The 18000-nt window shown below is 61.5% G+C and carries 14 protein-coding genes and 1 tRNA gene; 7 read left to right on the plus strand and 8 right to left on the minus strand.

The annotated features are described in order from the left end of the window. Positions 1-53: 53 nt before the first annotated feature. The 7 genes from HMPREF2734_RS05640 to HMPREF2734_RS05670 form a co-directional block, all read right to left on the minus strand. Positions 54-860: a CPBP family intramembrane glutamic endopeptidase gene (locus HMPREF2734_RS05640; protein ID WP_070482763.1), complete on the minus strand. Its 807-nt coding sequence runs from the start codon at positions 858-860 to the stop codon at positions 54-56. A gap of 130 nt (positions 861-990) precedes the next feature. Further along, a complete protein-coding gene (locus tag HMPREF2734_RS05645; protein WP_070569881.1) occupies positions 991-1260 on the minus strand; it encodes a hypothetical protein in 270 nt (89 codons plus the stop codon). Positions 1261-1409: 149 nt separating this feature from the next. Further along, a tRNA-Arg gene (locus HMPREF2734_RS05650) sits at positions 1410-1483 on the minus strand. A 242-nt stretch (positions 1484-1725) separates the two neighbouring features. Continuing rightward, the gene (locus HMPREF2734_RS05655; RefSeq protein ID WP_070569883.1) at positions 1726-2406 is read right to left on the minus strand and encodes a LutC/YkgG family protein; all 681 of its coding nucleotides are present in this window, start codon (positions 2404-2406) and stop codon (positions 1726-1728) included. After that, complete coding sequence (locus tag HMPREF2734_RS05660) at positions 2407-3957, minus strand: LutB/LldF family L-lactate oxidation iron-sulfur protein (RefSeq protein WP_210384737.1); 1551 nt, start codon at positions 3955-3957, stop codon at positions 2407-2409. Further along, the gene (locus HMPREF2734_RS05665; RefSeq protein ID WP_070421832.1) at positions 3954-4739 is read right to left on the minus strand and encodes a (Fe-S)-binding protein; all 786 of its coding nucleotides are present in this window, start codon (positions 4737-4739) and stop codon (positions 3954-3956) included. The genes HMPREF2734_RS05660 and HMPREF2734_RS05665 overlap by 4 nt, the downstream gene beginning before the upstream one ends. A gap of 88 nt (positions 4740-4827) precedes the next feature. Then, positions 4828-6510, minus strand: a complete 1683-nt coding sequence (locus HMPREF2734_RS05670) for an L-lactate permease (RefSeq protein ID WP_070421833.1) — start codon at positions 6508-6510, stop codon at positions 4828-4830. Between the two features lie 205 nt (positions 6511-6715). Between HMPREF2734_RS05670 and argS the strand changes: the two genes are divergently transcribed. The 4 genes from argS to thrB all read left to right on the plus strand — a co-directional run bounded on the left by argS (position 6716) and on the right by thrB (position 12121). Continuing rightward, the gene (argS, locus tag HMPREF2734_RS05675; protein WP_070421834.1) at positions 6716-8377 is read left to right on the plus strand and encodes an arginine--tRNA ligase; all 1662 of its coding nucleotides are present in this window, start codon (positions 6716-6718) and stop codon (positions 8375-8377) included. Continuing rightward, on the plus strand, positions 8377-9741 hold the full coding sequence (lysA, locus tag HMPREF2734_RS05680; protein ID WP_070421835.1) for a diaminopimelate decarboxylase: 1365 nt from the start codon (positions 8377-8379) through the stop codon (positions 9739-9741). Before argS ends, lysA begins: the two co-directional genes overlap by 1 nt. A gap of 83 nt (positions 9742-9824) precedes the next feature. Beyond that, positions 9825-11177 (plus strand): homoserine dehydrogenase, encoded by a 1353-nt coding sequence (locus HMPREF2734_RS05685; RefSeq protein ID WP_070482789.1) that lies wholly within the window; start codon positions 9825-9827, stop codon positions 11175-11177. Between the two features lie 14 nt (positions 11178-11191). Then, the gene (thrB, locus tag HMPREF2734_RS05690) at positions 11192-12121 is read left to right on the plus strand and encodes a homoserine kinase (RefSeq protein ID WP_070569884.1); all 930 of its coding nucleotides are present in this window, start codon (positions 11192-11194) and stop codon (positions 12119-12121) included. Between the two features lie 62 nt (positions 12122-12183). Here thrB and HMPREF2734_RS05695 read toward each other — a convergent pair whose 3' ends face one another. Further along, positions 12184-13914, minus strand: a complete 1731-nt coding sequence (locus HMPREF2734_RS05695; RefSeq protein WP_070421864.1) for a long-chain fatty-acid--CoA ligase — start codon at positions 13912-13914, stop codon at positions 12184-12186. Positions 13915-14234: 320 nt separating this feature from the next. Between HMPREF2734_RS05695 and rho the strand changes: the two genes are divergently transcribed. Genes rho through prmC form a run of 3 tightly spaced genes read left to right on the plus strand, consistent with a single transcriptional unit; the run spans position 14235 to position 17990 of the window. Then, positions 14235-16061, plus strand: a complete 1827-nt coding sequence (gene rho / locus HMPREF2734_RS05700; protein ID WP_070569903.1) for a transcription termination factor Rho — start codon at positions 14235-14237, stop codon at positions 16059-16061. Next, the gene (prfA, locus tag HMPREF2734_RS05705) at positions 16061-17140 is read left to right on the plus strand and encodes a peptide chain release factor 1 (protein ID WP_070569885.1); all 1080 of its coding nucleotides are present in this window, start codon (positions 16061-16063) and stop codon (positions 17138-17140) included. The genes rho and prfA overlap by 1 nt, the downstream gene beginning before the upstream one ends. Further along, on the plus strand, positions 17127-17990 hold the full coding sequence (gene prmC / locus HMPREF2734_RS05710) for a peptide chain release factor N(5)-glutamine methyltransferase (protein WP_070569887.1): 864 nt from the start codon (positions 17127-17129) through the stop codon (positions 17988-17990). The genes prfA and prmC overlap by 14 nt, the downstream gene beginning before the upstream one ends. Positions 17991-18000: the final 10 nt, after the last annotated feature.

Raw genomic sequence — 18000 nt, forward strand, 5'->3', positions numbered from 1 at the left:
TTATTCGATGTCGTTACGTGTGGCGCCGACTGTAACGGAGTAATGGTGACACGTCAGCAATTGTTTGACCGGCAATTTGCTGGTTGAGAAGTAGCTCGCTTAATGAGCAGATACGCTCCGGCGGTCGCCGCCACGGTGGCCACTACAGAGATCGCAAGATCGCTTGACGACGACACCGCCAAGTCAACCCCGTCCACACCGAATGCGTCCGGCGCGTAGGCGAACGTGTTGCCAACGGCGTGCACCGCAGCCGCCGCTTCAATACCACCGGTTGTGTGAGTGAGGAAGGTGGCGCACAGCGCGAACACGGTAACGCTGACCATGCCTTGCCATTCGTAGTGGTGGCCTGACAAGAAAAACAGCAGCGGAATCAAGTACGCAATCACGGCGGGGGAGAACCACTGGCCGGTGATCTGCACAAGCGAGCCGCGGAAAAAGAGTTCCTCGGACAGCGACTGGAGCGGTGCCATCGCGACGATGACGGCCAGTGCAGCGACATTCATAGGAGTAAAAGTCGCCTGGGACCGGTCCGAGATAACCACCGCGTAGATGCCCTCGGCGCCAAGGAACAGCAGGGCGGGTAGCAAGGCGAGCCCGAAATTTCGCCACCTAAAGCGCAGTTCCCTGGACCACAGCGCCCGCGGGTCGCGGCCTGTCACTCGGGCAGCGATGAACCCCGCGGGGATCATCGCCACCCACCCAATAAATGTTGCAGCTGCGAGATACGGATGCTCCAAAAACGAGTATTCCGCGAACGCGCTGACCTCAGGATGGGCGATCTTCTCGTACAGGTAGAACAGGCCGATCGCCGCGCTCGTTAGCGTGACCAAAAGCACCAGAGCGATGACGAGTTCAATCAACGGACGCCACCATGCCGGCCGGGGTGGAGTGGGGTTGTCAGTGTTGGGCGGTGTGGCGGGTCGTCGATACGCGCGTCCGAGGAGGTGGTAGGCGGGGGATAGCGAATCGTTCATGATGTCACCTTTATTGCTACTCGTCGTGTTTCTTATCCCAGCGATACCTGCGGAGGTCAAAGATTGGCAAAATGACGATGTAGTAGACCCCCAGTGTCCACGCGGCCGGTTTGAGTAAGTTGCTTAGGTTGAAATTATCCCTGTCAACAGGAAACACGATATACATGGCGAGGACGGCCAAGGGGACGATCACGAATCTCCGCCACCATGGCGGAACCCATGGCGCTCCATTCTCTTCTCTTGCGGCAAGTGCGCCGCCAAAGCCCATTTCGAACCGAGAGCCCATTCCGAAGCCTCCTTACAACAAAAAATTTAACACCGCCCGCGTGACAACGGGCGCGACAAGGAGAGGGCTGCGAACTTGCACTCCCGGAACGACCCCACAAACAAAAATCTCGAGACACCGAAGGAACGATGTCTCGAGATAACACAGCGTGTCCCCGACAGGATTCGAACCTGCGACCTTTGGTACCGGAAACCAATGCTCTAATCCACTGAGCTACGGAGACAATGCCGATCACACTAGCACCCCGTGTGTGGGCAGAAGAAATTGGTGCAGCGCTTCACGACGAAACCCTCAGGACACTCTCAGCCACACGCCATGGTTTCTCAACACCGGTGTTTCATAATGATTGTGCGCCGCGGGAACGGCGTGACACGGGAAACAATGACAGCGAAATGGCCGGCCCCAAATGGGACCGGCCATTTCGTGTATCTCACCCCGGCGGAGACGCCGGGAAGTTGGAGAGTGTTACTTCACGACCATGACGATGAGGTCACGCGGGCCGTGCACGCCCTCGACGCGCACGAGCTCGATGTCAGAAGTAGCGGACGGGCCAGAAATCATCGTGGCCGGGTGCTCCGGGTTGATACGGGCGATCATCTCTGGCACACCGTAGACCACGGAATTTGCACGCACGATGCAGATGTGGCGGTCCGGAACCAGAGACAGCGCGCGGCGGCCGCACACGTCGCCAGCCTCCAGCACGATCGAGCCGGTCTGCGCGGAGGTGACGTGGGAATCCGTCACCACGGCGTCCACATCGCCCAGCGCACGCGGATCCGACGTGACGTCATCCGGACGGGCAGTGCCGGAGAAACCGTCGAACAGGGAGGCATCCAGGCCCGGTGCGTAGACAACGTCCTTGCACTTGCGGTCTGCAAGCACCTTCAGCAGGTCGTCGCCAAGCGTCTGCTCGGTGGTTTCCACAACGTCAGCCTTGTAGTCCACAAGACGATCGATGAGGATCTCGCGCAGCTCCTCGCCCTTGATGTCGGACGTGGTGCGGTACTCGCGGACAACCTCGACATGCTCCGGAACGTTGGAGAGCTTGTGCGCGTTGCGGATGCGCTTGAGAATCTCGCGCTTCGCAGCCTCGTTACGGGAGTCGCGGGCGGGGGAGCCTGCAGCATTACCAGTTGCGGTAGACATTTACTTCTCCTCCTCCATTGGCTCGGTGTTGACCTTCTGGCCATTCGGAATGCCCTGCTCACGTGCCTCGGACAGCAGACGCTTCGCCTCGTCCGTCTCCCACCACTGGCGGAAGGACTTCTTCGGCGGCACCGCAACATCGCGGTAGCCAGTCCAGCCGGAGATTGGAGGCGGCATGGTCTCGATCTTGCCGTTAAAGCCGCCGAGCACACGACCAAGCGCAACCATGCGGACCAGACGGTTCCACACGTTGCTGCGGCCCCACACCTGAGCCAGCGACGCGAACGCAGCCTGCTCCATGCGGTTCGGCTCGTTCTTTGCCTTCTGGTAGCGCAGCTCCAACAGAATGTCGGTGATCGGGATCTTCACCGGGCACACCTCGTTGCAGCGACCGCACAGCGAGGACGCGTACGGCAGGGAACCGTTCGGGTCGTCCGAAGAATCGATACCTGTGAGCTGCGGGGTCAGGATTGCACCAATCGGGCCCGGGTAGGTGGAGCCGTAGGAGTGGCCGCCGGCACGCTCGTAGACCGGGCAAACGTTCAAACAAGCCGAGCAGCGGATGCACTTGAGTGCCTCGCGGCCGATCTTGTTAGACATTGCGGCGGTACGACCGTTGTCCAGCAAAACAATGTGGAAGTTCTGCGGGCCGTCGCCCTCGGTCACACCGGACCACAGGGAGGTGTACGGGTTCATGCGCTCACCGGTAGAGGAGCGCGGCAGCAGCTGCAGGAACACACCGAGGTCATCGAAGCTCGGCAGGAGCTTCTCAATGCCCATCACGGTGATAAGCGTCTCCGGCAGCGTCAGGCACATACGGCCGTTGCCCTCAGACTCGACGATGGAGACGGTGCCGGTATCGGCGCAACCGAAGTTGGCGCCGGAAATGGCAACCTTTGCCTCCATGAACTGCTGGCGCAGGTACTGACGTGCAGCCTCTGCGAGTTCGGCAGGTTCCTGGGTCAGCGTCTCGTCCGTGTTCGGCATCTTCGCGGCGAAGATGTCGCGGATCTCCGCGCGGTTGCGGTGGATCGCCGGGACGAGAATGTGGGACGGGAAGTCCTCGCCGAGCTGCACAATAAGCTCAGCCAGGTCGGTCTCCTGAGCGAAGATGCCGGCTTTTTCCAGCTCGTCGTTCAGAGCGATTTCCTGGGTTGCCATGGACTTGATCTTGACGACCTTGTCCTCACCAGTCTCCTTGATCAGGCCCTGGATGATCTCGTTGGCTTCCTTGGAGTCGCGAGCCCAGTGGACGTGGCCACCGCGCTTGGTCACGTTCTCCTCGAACTGCTCAAGCAGCTCGGGCATACGTGCCGCAACGTCGCGCTTAATGGTGGAGCCTGCTTCGCGCAGCTGCTGCCAGTCATCCAGCTCGTCGACAACGTTCTGACGCTTCACACGAATGGTCGTGGTGGCGTACTGGTAATTACGGCGCTTGGTGACGTCGTTAAGTTCGTGGTGCGCAGCCTTCTGGAACTTCTCCTTGCCGCGCAGGTGAGCCGGGCCGTTGGCAAACGGCGGCATCGTGGGCTGTCCGAGTGCAACCTTCACAGCATCTTCTCCTTCGTGTACACCGCAGACGTCGGGGTCAGCGGGTGCTCCTTGGTGGAGGCGAGGATCTCAGCCATGTGCACGGCACGAATGCCTTGGTGCTGGCGAGACAGTGCACCACCAATGTTCATCAAGCAAGAGGAGTCACCAGCGGTGACAAACTCCGCCTGGGTCTCCTTGATGTGGCGGACCTTGTCGGACACCATCGCGGAAGACACCTCAGGCATCTTCACAGAGAATGTGCCGCCGAAACCGCAGCACTCCTCGGAGTTCGGCAGATCCACAAGCTCAAGGCCTTCAACGTGGCGCAGCAGCTCGGTCGGACGGTCGCCGACCTTGAGGAAGCGCAGGGAGTGGCAAGAGGAGTGGTAGGTCACGCGGTGCGGGAAGAATGCGCCCACGTCGTAGGTGCCGGCGACATCAACGATGAATTCGGAGAGATCGTAGGTCTTCTTCGAGGCGATCTTTGCGCCGTCGACAAGCGCCTTGGAGCCGAAACGCTCCGCAAGCTCGACGTGCTGCTCGCGGACAGCTCCCGCGCAGGAGCCCGAAGGAGCCACAACGTAGTCAATCGACGAGTCTGCAAAGGCATCGACGTACGTCTCAATGATTGGGACGGCTTGTTCTTTGTAGCCAGTGTTGACGTGCATCTGGCCGCAGCAGGTTTGTTGCTCGGGGAAGACAACCTCATAGCCGAGACGGGAAAGCACAATGGCCGAGGCCTTATGCGCGTCAGGGAAGAGGGCGTCGCCGATACAAGTAGAAAACAGAGCTACTCGCATTTCGGGCTCCTATCGTGGGAAATCTCAGGGAAAACGACGAAACTCCCGAGGTCACTTGGACCTCGGGAGCACCGTAAAAGGATGGCAGTTACGGAACGACCGGAGCAAGGACCTCTAGAACGTTCGACTGCAGAAAGACTATCACGCACACTGCGAGCAAGAAGCCGAAGGACCAGCCCACGACCTTCTTGAAAATCTCGGACTCCTTGCCCTCCATGCTCACCGCGGTAGCGGCAATTGCGAGGGACTGCGGGGAGATCATCTTGCCCACAACACCACCGGTGGTGTTAGCAGCCAGCATGAGGTCCGGGTTGAGGCCAAGGTTGTTCGCGGCGGTGACCTGAAGGTTGGCGAACAGGGCGTTGGCCGAGGTGTCGGAACCAGTCACAGCCACGCCGACCCAGCCAAGCATCGGAGCGAAGAACGCGAATGCCGGGCCGAGGTTGGCAAAGAACTCACCAATGGTCACGGTCTGACCCGAGTAGTTCATCACGTATGCCAGTGCGAGCACCAGCATGATGGTGACGGCAGACCAGCGCATCTTCCATGCGGTGTCCACGAACTCCTTACCAACTTGGCCCCAGGTGAGGCTGTAGCGACCGTTGTCGTTGAACACCATGTAGGCGATGGAGACGATGATGGCGGAAATGACCATCAGCGAGCCCGGGTTGTTGATGTAGGCGAATGAGTAGTCGGTGTTGACCGGCTCGCCCGCAGCGTTGAGCAGCTGGCCATCGATGACTGGCCACGGGAACGAGATCTTGAACTGCTTGAGCCAGGTCGGAATCGTGGTGCCCAGGTTTGCCAGGCCGAACACGACAACGACGATTGCGTACGGCATGAGTGCCATCCAGACGCGGCTGCCGGTGAGCGCTTCAGTGTCGCCATCTTCGTCGGTGTACGGCTCGAGGCCGAGGCGCTCACGCATGGCTTCCACACCGCGCGGCTGCCAAAAACGCAGCAGCACAAACGCGGCGCCAAGTGCGACGATGCAGGCAATAACGTCGGTGAGCTGGTAGGCGAAGTGGTTGGAGGTCCACCACTGGGCGATCGCGAAAGCCAGACCGATGACACCTGCGGCCGGGGCGGTCTCCTTGACGCCACGGAAGCCGTCGATAAGCAGTGCAATGATGAACGGCACGAAGAACGCCAGAACCGGGGTCTGGTGGCCGACGATGGCGGCGATGTTCTCGGTCTGCTCCAGCGTACGACCACCCACGTCACCTGCGGTGGTAATCGGAATGGCGACCGCGCCGAATGCCACCGGAGCGGTGTTCGCAATAAGCACCACGGTGGCGGCCTTCAGTGGCGGGATGCCGAGCGCGAGAATCATCGTCGCGGTAATAGCAACCGGGGCACCGAAGCCGGCGAGGGCTTCAAGCAGGCCACCGAAGCAGAAAGCGATGAGCATCGCCTGGATGCGAACGTCACCGTTGCCCATCTTGTCGAACACAAGACGAAGGTCCTCGAAACGACCCGAAGCGACCGTGATCTGGTAGAACCAGATGGCCGTCAGGATGACGAATACGATGGGGAACAGGCCGAAGAGGCCACCGCGGAACGCGGAAGAGATGGCAAACGCGGTCGGCATATGGAAGCCGAAGATGGCCACGAGAATTGCAACGATAAGTGCAACAAAACCCGAGGTGTGAGCGCGAGCTTTCACGCCGAGCAGCATGATGAAGAAGGTTAACAGCGGCAGGGTAGACACCAATGCCGACAGACCAGTGCTGCCACCGACTGCGTCGGTGAAGATTTGGAATTGGTCCATAAAACAGGGCTCTTTCGAGACAGGAACGGAAAAAGAAACGGGTGACCGTGGCCTCGGCGTGCGAGACCCGATGGGCTAAATATGCCAAACAAGGCAGCGAAGTGAAAAGATTTGCCCCTCAAGGGGGATGTGAATTAGCGCACTTTGCGTATCGACGACCATCCGTATGCGCCCGTGTCAAAGCCCTCAATTACACTGCATGCCCATGACGCCAGCAGAACTTGCCACCACCGTAAAAGCCGCCGCAGAGCGCGTGCTTGCAGACCATGATCTCGACGCCTCTGTTGTCCCCGACACCGTGACTGTGGAGCGCCCGCGAAATCCGGAGCACGGCGACTACGCCACCAACATTGCACTGCAAGTGGCGAAGAAGGCGGGCACGAACCCGCGCGAACTCGCAGGCTGGCTTGCAGAGGTCTTGGCAGAGGACCCAGCCATCGCCGCCGCTGAGATCGCAGGGCCCGGCTTTATTAACCTGCGCCTCGCCGCAGACGCCCAGGGCCAGCTGGTAGCCAAGGTGCTCGAGGAGGGTGCCGCGTTTGGCAACTCCGACATCTACGCCGGCGAGAAGGTGAACCTGGAATTCGTCTCGGCGAACCCGACCGGCCCGATTCACCTCGGCGGTACCCGCTGGGCTGCGGTGGGTGACTCGCTGGGCCGCGTGCTTGAGGCTTCGGGCGCGAAGGTGACCCGCGAGTACTACTTCAACGACCACGGTGGCCAGATCGACCGCTTCGCGCGTTCGTTGGTTGCTGCTGCCAAGGGGGATCCAACCCCGGAGGATGGTTACGGGGGCGATTATATTCGCGAGATCGCTCAGGCGGTCGTCGAAAAGCAGCCCAATGCTCTCGAAGGCACTGATGCTGAAGTGCAGGAGACCTTCCGCGCTGCTGGCGTGGAGATGATGTTCGCGCAGATTAAGCAGTCGCTGCACGATTTCGGCGTGGACTTCGACGTGTACTTCCATGAGAACTCGCTGTTCGAGTCGGGTGCGGTGGATAAGGCGATTGCCACCCTGAAGGAAAACGGCAACCTGTATGAGGCTGACAACGCGTGGTGGCTGCGCTCCTCTGACTTTGGCGACGACAAGGACCGTGTGGTGATCAAGTCCGACGGCGACGCGGCATACATCGCCGGCGACATCGCCTACGTTGCGGACAAGTTCGACCGCGACCACACGCTTGCCATTTATATGTTGGGTGCGGACCACCACGGCTACATCGCACGTCTGAAGGCTGCGGCGCAGGCGCTGGGCTACAACGCGGACGCCGTCGAAGTGCTCATCGGTCAGATGGTCAACCTCGTGCGCGACGGCCAGGCGGTGAAGATGTCCAAGCGTGCAGGCACCGTGATCACGCTTGAGGATCTTGTCGACGCCATTGGCGTGGATGGCGCGCGCTACTCGCTGGTGCGCTCCTCTGTGGACTCCTCGCTGGATATCGACCTAGATCTGTGGACGAAGCAGTCCTCCGACAACCCCGTCTACTACGTCCAGTACGGCCACGCGCGCCTGTGCTCGATTGAGCGTAAGGCCAAGGAAGCCGGCGTGACGCTGCCCGACGTCGCGGACATCGACTTGGGCCTGCTGACCCACGAGAAGGAAGGTGACCTGATCCGCACGATCGGTGAGTTCCCTGCAGTCGTGCGCGCCGCCGCAGAGCTGCGCGAGCCGCACCGCATTGCCCGCTACACCGAAGAGTTGGCCAGCGCCTTCCACAAGTTCTACGACTCCTGCCAGATCCTGCCGAAGGCCGGCGAGGCGCCGGAGCCGATCCACACGGCACGTCTCGCACTTGCGATGGCGACACGCCAGGTGATTGCAAACGCGCTGGGCCTGATCGGCGTGAGCGCCCCGGAGCGGATGTAATGACTGTTTTCGTATCCACCCCGTACAGCACCGACGAGGGCGACTTCAACGAACTGCCCACACACGTTTGGCCGCGAAGCGCCAAGCGTGAAGAAGACGGGGTAGTGACCATCGCTGGTGTGCCACTGCCTGAGATCGTCGCCGAATACGGCAGCCCGGTTGTCGTCGTGGATGAGGACGATTTCCGCTCTCGCTGCCGCGACATGGCGGAAGCATTCCGTGCGCCGGAAAATGTGCACTACGCGTCGAAGGCCTTTTTGACCCGACACATTGCACATTGGGTGGATGAGGAAGGTCTTGCCCTCGATGTGGCGAGTGAAAACGAGCTCCGCATCGCACTTGCAGCCGATTTCCCGCCGGAACGCATCACTGTTCACGGCAACAACAAGTCCGACGAGTTTCTGCGCCTATGCGTGGATTCGCGCGTGGGGCATGTGGTCATCGACTCTCACCAGGAGTTAGCGCAACTGGAAGCTGTCGCCCGCGAGGCCGGTGTCATCCAAGATGTGTTCATCCGAGTGAAGCCCGGCGTGGATGCGCACACGCACGAGTTCATTGCGACGAGCCACGAAGACCAGAAGTTCGGCATTTCCCTGGCCACTGGCGACGCACTTGCTGCGGCCGTGGCAGCAATTGACTCAGATTCGCTGCAGTTGACCGGCCTGCACTGCCACGTCGGCTCCCAGGTCTTCGACGCTGAAGGCTTCAAACTGGCTGCAGAGCGCGTGCTCGGCCTGTACGCAGAAGTGTGGAAGACCTGCGGTGTCGCGCTTGGCTACCTTGATCTGGGCGGCGGTTACGGCATTGCTTATATGTCAGGGGAGCAGCCGCTCGACGTCGCAGCGGTTGCGCGCGACCTGCTTGCCTCCGTGCAGGATGTCGCTGACGAGCTCGGCATCGCCGCGCCGACTGTGGTTGTGGAGCCGGGACGTGCGATTGCTGGTCCTTCTGCGGTGACGGTGTACACCGCGGGTGTGATTAAGGACGTCGATACTTCGTTCACTACATCTCGTCGCTACATCGCGGTCGATGGTGGCATGAGCGACAACATTCGCCCTGCGCTCTACGGGGCGCTTTACGACGCCCGCGTGGTCAACCGCTTCGTCGACGGTGACAACACCGATACCCGCCTGGTTGGTTCGCACTGTGAGTCCGGCGACATTCTCGTAGAGAATGCGAAGTGGCCGAATGATATTTCCTCCGGCGATCTCATTGCGTTGGCTGCGACTGGCGCGTACTGCTACTCCATGGCTTCGAATTACAACGCGTTTGGACGTCCGGCTGTCGTGTCCGTGCGCGGCGGACAGATCACCCCGATGGTGCGCCGCGAGACTGTGGAAGACCTGTTGGCCCGCGAATATTAATTGACCTGAGTGCTTGCTTAAGCGATAGTAGACCAAGCGGTTCAAACCTGTACTTTGCAGCAACGAAAAGGAGCATCCTGACCATGACAGTTGCCAGCGCTGAAGGCATCAACGGAAACTACCCCGGCAAGGGCATCGGCACCCCGGTGGGTATTGCCGTGTTGGGTAAGGGCACCGTGGGCACGGAAGTGCTGCGCCTGCTCAGCGAATTCTCTTCGAACTTGGAAAATCGCATCGGTGGCCCGATCGAGGTCCGTGGCGTGGCTGTCTCCGACGTGGACAAGCACAAGGACGCGCCTGAAGTCCAGGGACTTTACTTGACTGCGGATGCGAGCGAACTGGTCACACGCGACGACGTAGACATTGTCGTCGAACTTATCGGTGGCATTGACTACCCGCGCCAGCTGGTCCTCGAAGCACTCAACGCTGGAAAGTCGGTGGTGACGGCAAACAAGGCGCTCGTCGCAGCGCACGGTTCCGAGTTGGCTGATGCTGCGAACGCAGCCGGCGTCGACCTGTACTACGAAGCAGCCGTCGCTGCCGCGATCCCCGTGGTCGGCATGCTGCGCCGTTCGCTCGCGGGCGACCAGGTGCAGCGCATCTCCGGCATTGTTAACGGCACCACGAACTTCATCCTGGACGCGATGGCTTCCACCGGCGCGAGCTACGAGGAGGCGCTGGCTGAGGCAACCCGTTTGGGCTACGCCGAGGCTGACCCGACTGCGGACGTCGAAGGCCACGACGCGGCCTCCAAGGCAGCGATCCTTGCGTCCATGGGCTTCCACACCCGTGTGACGTTCGACGACGTCCACTGCGAGGGCATCACCAAGATCACCGCAGACGACATTGCGGCAGCGAAGAAGTCCAACCAGACGATTAAGCTGCTGGCCATCTGTGAGCGTCTCTTGGACGAAAACGGCAACACCACCGGCATTAACGCACGTGTGCACCCGACGCTGGTGCCGAACGAGCACCCGCTGGCAACGGTGGACAAGAGCTACAACGCCATCTTCGTCGAGGCAGAAGCAGCCGGCCGCCTGATGTTCTACGGCAACGGCGCCGGCGGTGCCCCAACCGCTTCCGCCGTGTTGGGCGACCTGGTCGGTGCAGCCCGTAACAAGGTCCACGGTGGCCGCGCGCCAGCGGAGAACCCGTACGCGGACTACCCGATTGTGGCGTTTGACGATGTGACCACGCGCTACCACATCAACATGACCGTCAACGACCGCGTCGGCGTGCTCGCAGACCTCACGGCTCGCTTTGCTAAGGCAGGGGTGTCGCTTTCCGCGGTCCGTCAGGAGGAGTCTGGCGACGAGGCACACCTGATCGTCGTCACGCACGGCGCACGTGAAGCTGCCCTGAACGGCATCGTCGAAGAGCTCACCGGCCACGATGATGTGAAGGCCGTCAACTCCGTCATCCGCCTCGACGCTTAAAGGAGCACTCCGTCATGGCAACCGATCTTGAAGTAGGCCTGAAAGCACGAGTGAAGGTGCCAGGTTCGTCCGCGAACCTTGGTCCCGGCTTCGACACCCTCGGCCTGGCGCTGAGCATCTACGACACGCTCGAGGTAGAAGTCATCGAGTCTGGCCTCGAAGTGGAGATCTTCGGCGAGGGAGCCGACGATCTGCCGCGCGATAGCTCGAACCTGATCGTCAAAGCGATCAACTCTGGCCTGATTGCCGCGGATGTGCGGGCGCCGGGTCTGCGCGTGGTGTGCCACAACCAGATCCCGCAATCGCGCGGTCTGGGCTCGTCTGCTGCCGCGGCAGCCGCAGGTGTCGTCGCTGCGAATACGCTCGCGGGCTCGCCGCTGGATGAGGACACCGTCGTGCAGCTCTCGTCCGAGTTTGAGGGCCACCCGGATAACGCGGGTGCATCCGTGCTCGGCGGGGCAGTGGTGTCCTGGACCGACATTCCGGTCGATGGGCGCTCGAAGCCGTCCTACCGTGCCGTGCGCATTCCTGTCGACGAGTCCATCAAGGCCGTAGCCCTCGTCCCGGACTTCCACGCATCCACCAATGCGGTGCGCAAGGTCCTGCCGAGCCACGTCACCCACACCGATGCGCGGTTCAACGTCTCGCGCACCGCTGTGATGACGGCTGCGCTGCAGCACCACCCGCACCTCCTGTTTGAAGGCACCCGCGACCGCCTGCACCAGCCGTACCGCGCCGACGTCCTTCCGGTGACTGCGGAGTGGGTCAACCGCCTGCGCAACCGCGGCTACGCGGCATACCTGTCTGGCGCAGGTCCGACCGCGCTCGTGCTCATCACCGAGTCCATTGAGCCTGCGCTTCTCGACGACGCCCGCGCCGCCGGCCTCCGCGTCATCGAACTCGACGTCGCAGGGCCGGTGACCGCAGAACTGCTGCGCGACTAGCGCAAATGCTTTGATGCCCCGGGGTGCACATGCGTACCCCGGGGCATCGTTTTTGTGCGGCATTATGATGTCGCCTTCGGCCGGCTGCCTGGTCCGGGCAAGGCGATGATGTCGAACTCCTCGCGCTGCAGGTGCTTGCGCAGGTCCTTCTTGTCAAACTTGCCTACGGACGTTTTGTCGATTGAATCCACAAACGTCCAATACTCAGGCGCCATCCACTTCGGCAACGTGTCTGCGAGCGACTCGCGGAGTCGTGCCGCAGTCTCCTTTGTGGGCTCAATGCCCGAGAGAAGCTTGGTCACCGCCAGCGGTCGCTCACCCCACTTGGGGTCCGGGATTCCGATCACTGCGCATTCGACGACTTCCTCGGACTCCATAATGAGGTTTTCCACCTGTGCGGAGTAGATCCACTCGCCGCCGGAGCGAATGACATCGCGGGCACGGTCGTAGAGCGTCATAAACCCGGCGTTGGTGACTGTGCCTACGTCGCCGGTACGCAGCCAGCCGTCGGCAGTGAAGTGTGCGCGCACGTCATCAACTTCTTCGCCCCGGAAGGTGGAAGCGATCTCGCCCGGTTCTTGCGTGGGTGAGTGGTAGTAGCCTGCGGCGACCATATTGCCACGGACCTGAATCTCACCCTGGGTCAAGTCGTTAAACGCCATGACTTGGCCATCGTTGACCACGCGGTATTCCAGTGACGGGGCAAAGCGTCCCTGGGAAATGCGGTAGGACCAGCGTGCCTCACCAGAAGCGCCCGATGGCGGACGCGCCACTGTGCCGACCGTGGTGGTTTCCGTCATGCCCCAGCAGTGGACGATATCCACGCCGTAGCGTTCCTCCCACACCTTGATCAGCGCCGGTGGGGCAGGGGAACCGCCGACGAAGATCTCCTGCAGACTCATTCGCTCTGGGCGATTGTGCAGGTAGTGGACCATCAGCTGGATCCACAAGGTGGGCACGCCGTGTGCCACGCGCGGGTGCGTGCTTGCGATAAGTTTTGCCAGCGTCGGGGCAGACACGTCTGAATCTGGAAGGACGAGGGGAGTGCCCGCGAGAAATGCGGCGAAGGGTACGCCCCAACTGAGCACGTGATAGATCGGGATGCAGCACAAAAACGTCTCACCGTGCGTGACCGCCAGTGAGTCCGTTGCGCGAAGGCCGGTCGCTTCTAGCCACAACGCGCGGTGGGAGTAGGCGACGCCCTTCGGTGCGCCGGTCGTTGCTGTTGAATAGACCAAGGCAGCGGCGGTGTTCTCCGGGAGTTCGGGCCAGTCGTACTTTGTCGAGCGGCCGTCGAGAAGCTCCTCGTAGCTGTACACAGCGACATGCTCTGGCAGATACGCCGCGGCGTCTGTAATCGGTTCGGCACCTGTAAATGCCACCGCGCGAACCTTGGGGCAAAGCTCCACAACGTTGCCTAACTTCTCCGCAAGACGCGGATCGGCAACGATCAGTTCAGCCTCAGAGTGGTTGGCAACGTAGGCAATCTGGTCCGTCATCAACTGGATATTTAGCGGCGTAAACACAGCGCCCTTGGCGGCGACAGCGAACATCACCTCGAGGTGCTCAGAGCAGTTGTACAGCATGGTGGCGACGCGTTGATCGCTATCAATGCCGAGGTCATCATGCAGGGCGTGGGCGAAGGCCGAAGCGCGGGCGCCGATTTCGGCGAACGTCGTTTCTTCCGCGCCATCAGTGCGCCATGTGGTGCACTTCGTTGTCGCGTGCGCAGTCCTGCCGTATTCGAGAATGCGTGCGACGGAAAAGGGCACTTCCTGCATCGTTGAAAGCATGTTGGCAATGTTAGCGAAGCAATGCGACACGCCCCGGATTAAACCGCGGACGCAAATGCGCTACACTTTGCGCAGGATCGTGCGAACCGCACCCGGCAGGGGTTGTCCCAGGTGGGGATGCGATGGCGGGCACAGCGGCGATTTTTGCTCCCGCACCCCGTGAGATCCGGCAGGGCTACAAAGTTTTACTTCAGTCCAATCCCGATGAAACGCACCGCTTCCAGCATGCACCGTCGCGTGTTAACTACGCGAGAACCTGCTGGTTGAGCGACGAAAGGACACACGTGACCGACACCGGTACCGCGGCAGACTTGGCCGCTATGAAGATTCCGGAGCTGCGCAAAATTGCCGCCGAGAAAGGCCTGAAGGGCGTTTCGGGGCTGCGTAAGGGGGAGTTGATCCAGGCAATTACTACCGGCCAGGTTCCCAAGAAGGCTGCACCGCAGAAGGCGGAGGCCGATAACGCGGAGGCGCCAGCTGCTTCCGAGCGTGCAGAGCGCAAGGCCGACAAGGCCGACAAGACCGACAAGCCTGCAGAAAACGCTGACAAGTCGGCCGACAATTCTCATGACGACGATTCGCGGGGAGCTTCGCGTTCCGCAGCGCGCCGTGCTCGTCGAAACCGTGCGCGTCACCAGCATGAGGACAATGCGCAGGGTGGCGACGCGAGCGACGCGAAGGACGGCAAGGACGGGCAGTCCGAGATCACGGACAACCGCGACGAGAACCGCGAGAACCGCGACAATCGCGATAACCGCGACAACCGTGACAATAACGACCGCGGTGGCCGTAACAATGGCAACAACGGCAACAACCGTGGCGGCCGCAACAACCACCGCGACGATAACGATGACGACCACCAGGGTGGCGGTCGTCGTGGGCGTCGCGGTCGTCGTAACCGTAATCGCAACCGTGACAATCACGGCGGCAACAACAACCAGGGTGGCGGCAACGAGCAGCACTTCGATCCGGAGGACCTGCAGGAGGTTGCGGGTATCGCGGATGTGCAGGACAACGGCTCCGCGTTCATCCGCACCACCGGCTACCGTCAGTCCAATTCGGACGTGTACGTGCCGCAGCGCCTGGTCCGCCAGTCGGGTCTGCGCTCCGGCGACGCGGTAACCGGTCAGGTTCGCGCCAACGGACAGTCGCACCAGCAGGGCAATGGCCGTAACCGTCGTAGCTACAACCAGGTTGTTCGCGTCGACACGATCAACGGCCAGACTCCGGAGGATGCGAAGGGACGCAAGGAGTTCCACAAGCTCACCCCGCTGTACCCGAACCGTCGTCTGCGTCTGGAAACTGAGCCGAAGATCCTGACCACGCGTGTGATCGACCTGGTCATGCCGATCGGTAAGGGTCAGCGCGCACTGATCGTGTCGCCGCCGAAGGCTGGTAAGACGACGATTCTGCAGAACATCGCCAACGCGATCGCCACGAATAACCCGGAGTGCTACCTCATGGTTGTGCTTGTCGATGAGCGCCCGGAGGAAGTTACCGACATGCAGCGCAGCGTCAACGGCGAGGTCATTGCCTCGACGTTCGACCGTCCGCCGTCAGAGCACACTGCTGTCGCCGAGCTTGCTATCGAGCGTGCGAAGCGTCTGGTGGAGATGGGCCAAGACGTTGTGGTGCTGCTCGACTCGATTACTCGCTTGGGTCGCGCATACAACAACTCCTCGCCGGCATCGGGTCGCATTCTCTCCGGTGGTGTGGACTCCAACGCCCTCTACCCGCCGAAGCGTTTCCTCGGCGCTGCCCGAAACATCGAGGAGGGTGGCTCGCTGACGATTATCGCAACGGCCATGGTGGAAACCGGTTCCGCTGGCGATACCGTCATCTTCGAGGAGTTCAAGGGCACCGGCAACGCCGAGCTCAAGCTCGACCGCAAGATCGCGGAGCGTCGGGTGTTCCCGGCTGTGGACGTCAACCCGTCTGGCACCCGCAAGGACGAGCTGCTGATGAGCCCGGAGGAGGCGCGCGTCATGCACAAGCTGCGCCGCATCCTGTCTGCGCTTGATCCGCAGCAGTCCATTGACATGCTGATCAAGCAGTTGAAGAAGACGAAGACGAACGGCGAGTTCCTCATTGGTGTGGCGAACTCGGCGCCAATGGCGCAGGCCGAAACTGAGGAGGACTACTCCTAATGGCAGAAAAATCGCATGTTTCGCTTGTCGACGACTACGTCGCCGAATACGAGGGCATCCAGGCCCAAATGGGCGATCCGGAGGTCGCTGGTGACCAGGACCGCTTCCGCAAGCTCTCCAAGCGCTACGCGGAGCTGCAGCCGATCATCAACGTCAATAACGCCCTGAACCAGGCGCGCGATGACCACGAGGCGGCATCCGAAATGGCCTCCGAGGACAAGGAGTTCGCGGAGGAGGCCAAGCGCTTAGAGGACGAGATTGTGCGCCTCGAGGAGGAGTTGGCTGACCTGCTGGCGCCGCGCGACGAGCACGATGGTGATGACATCATCATGGAGCTCAAAGCAGGCGCAGGCGGTGAAGAGGCCGCGCTGTTCGCTGGCGATTTGGCTCGCATGTACCAGAAGTACTGCGAAAAGCACGGCCTGACCTGGGAGGTCCTCGACGTTGCAGAGTCTGACCTGGGTGGTGTGAAAGACATGACCGTCGCGGTGAAGGCGAAGACCCCGTCGCGTGACGGTGCGTGGTCGATGCTGAAGTTTGAAGGTGGTGTGCACCGCGTCCAGCGTGTTCCGGTGACGGAATCGCAGGGCCGCATCCAGACCTCCGCTGCAGGCGTGTACGTCTTCCCAGAGCCAGACGAGGTTGAAAGCGTCAATATCGATGAGAAGGATTTGCGCGTCGACGTGTACCGCTCCTCCGGTAAGGGCGGCCAGGGCGTGAACACCACCGACTCTGCCGTGCGTATCACGCACCTGCCGACTGGCATCGTCGTGACCTGTCAGAACGAGCGTTCTCAGATCCAGAACCGTGCTCGTGCGATGCAGGTGCTGCAGGCTCGTCTCGACCAGATTGAGCGCGAGAAGCAGGAAGCCGAAGAGGCCGAGGGCCGCGCATCGCAGGTGCGCACGATGGACCGCTCGGAGCGCATCCGCACCTACAACTGGCCGGAGAACCGTATTTCGGATCACCGCATTAACTACAAGGCCAACAACCTTGACTCGGTGCTCGACGGCAACATGGACGATCTGATCACGGCGCTGCAGACGCACGAGCGCCAGGAGCGCCTTGAAGCCGAATAGCCTCCGCGACACCATCGCCCGCGCCGCGCAGACCCTTGCTGGCGCGGGCGTTGCGTCGCCTGAAGTCGACGCACGCCTGCTCGCCGCGCACTTGATCGGGGTGCCGCCGATGCAGCTCATGTTCGCCGACGCGCCTACGGACTTCGACGAGGCCTACGCCAAACTCATTGCCCGACGCGCGGCTCGCGAGCCGTTGCAGCACATCATCGGCACAGCACCGTTTGTTGACATCGACCTCGCCGTCGGGCCCGGGGTATTTATCCCGCGGCCAGAAACGGAAGTGCTCGCTCAGTGGGCGGTGCGTTTGCTTAGCGACGACACCACCTCGCCCGAATCCCCAACCGTCGTGGACTTAGGCTCCGGCTCGGGTGCGTTGGCCATCACGATCGCCCGGGCGTGCCCGCGCGCACAGGTGATCGCGGTCGAGCGTTCGCCTCAGGCGCGGAAGTACTTGGAGCGAAATGTGGGGGACTACGCGTCGTCGATACGCATTGTCCCAGGGGATATGACCGATCCGGAGTTGCTTCGGGAACTCGACGGTGCCGTTGACCTCGTCGTCACCAACCCGCCGTACGTGCCAGAAACCGGTGACTTAGACGTGGAGGTCTACGCCGACCCCCATGAGGCGGTGTTCTCCGGCGCGGACGGGATGCATGCAATTCGAGGGCTCGTTCCGGTTGCGGCAAGGCTGCTGCGTCCGGGAGGGCACCTCGGCATTGAGCATGATGATTCCACGTCGGAGGCCGTACAAGATGTGGTGCGCGACCACGGCGCATTCGGCCCGCCGAGTGTGGTCGAGGACCTGACCGGCCGAGCCCGGTTTGTCACGGCGAGTAAGCTAGCCCGGTAACTTTCAGAAC

Source organism: Corynebacterium sp. HMSC055D05 (assembly GCF_001810365.1).
GTDB lineage: Bacteria > Actinomycetota > Actinomycetes > Mycobacteriales > Mycobacteriaceae > Corynebacterium > Corynebacterium coyleae.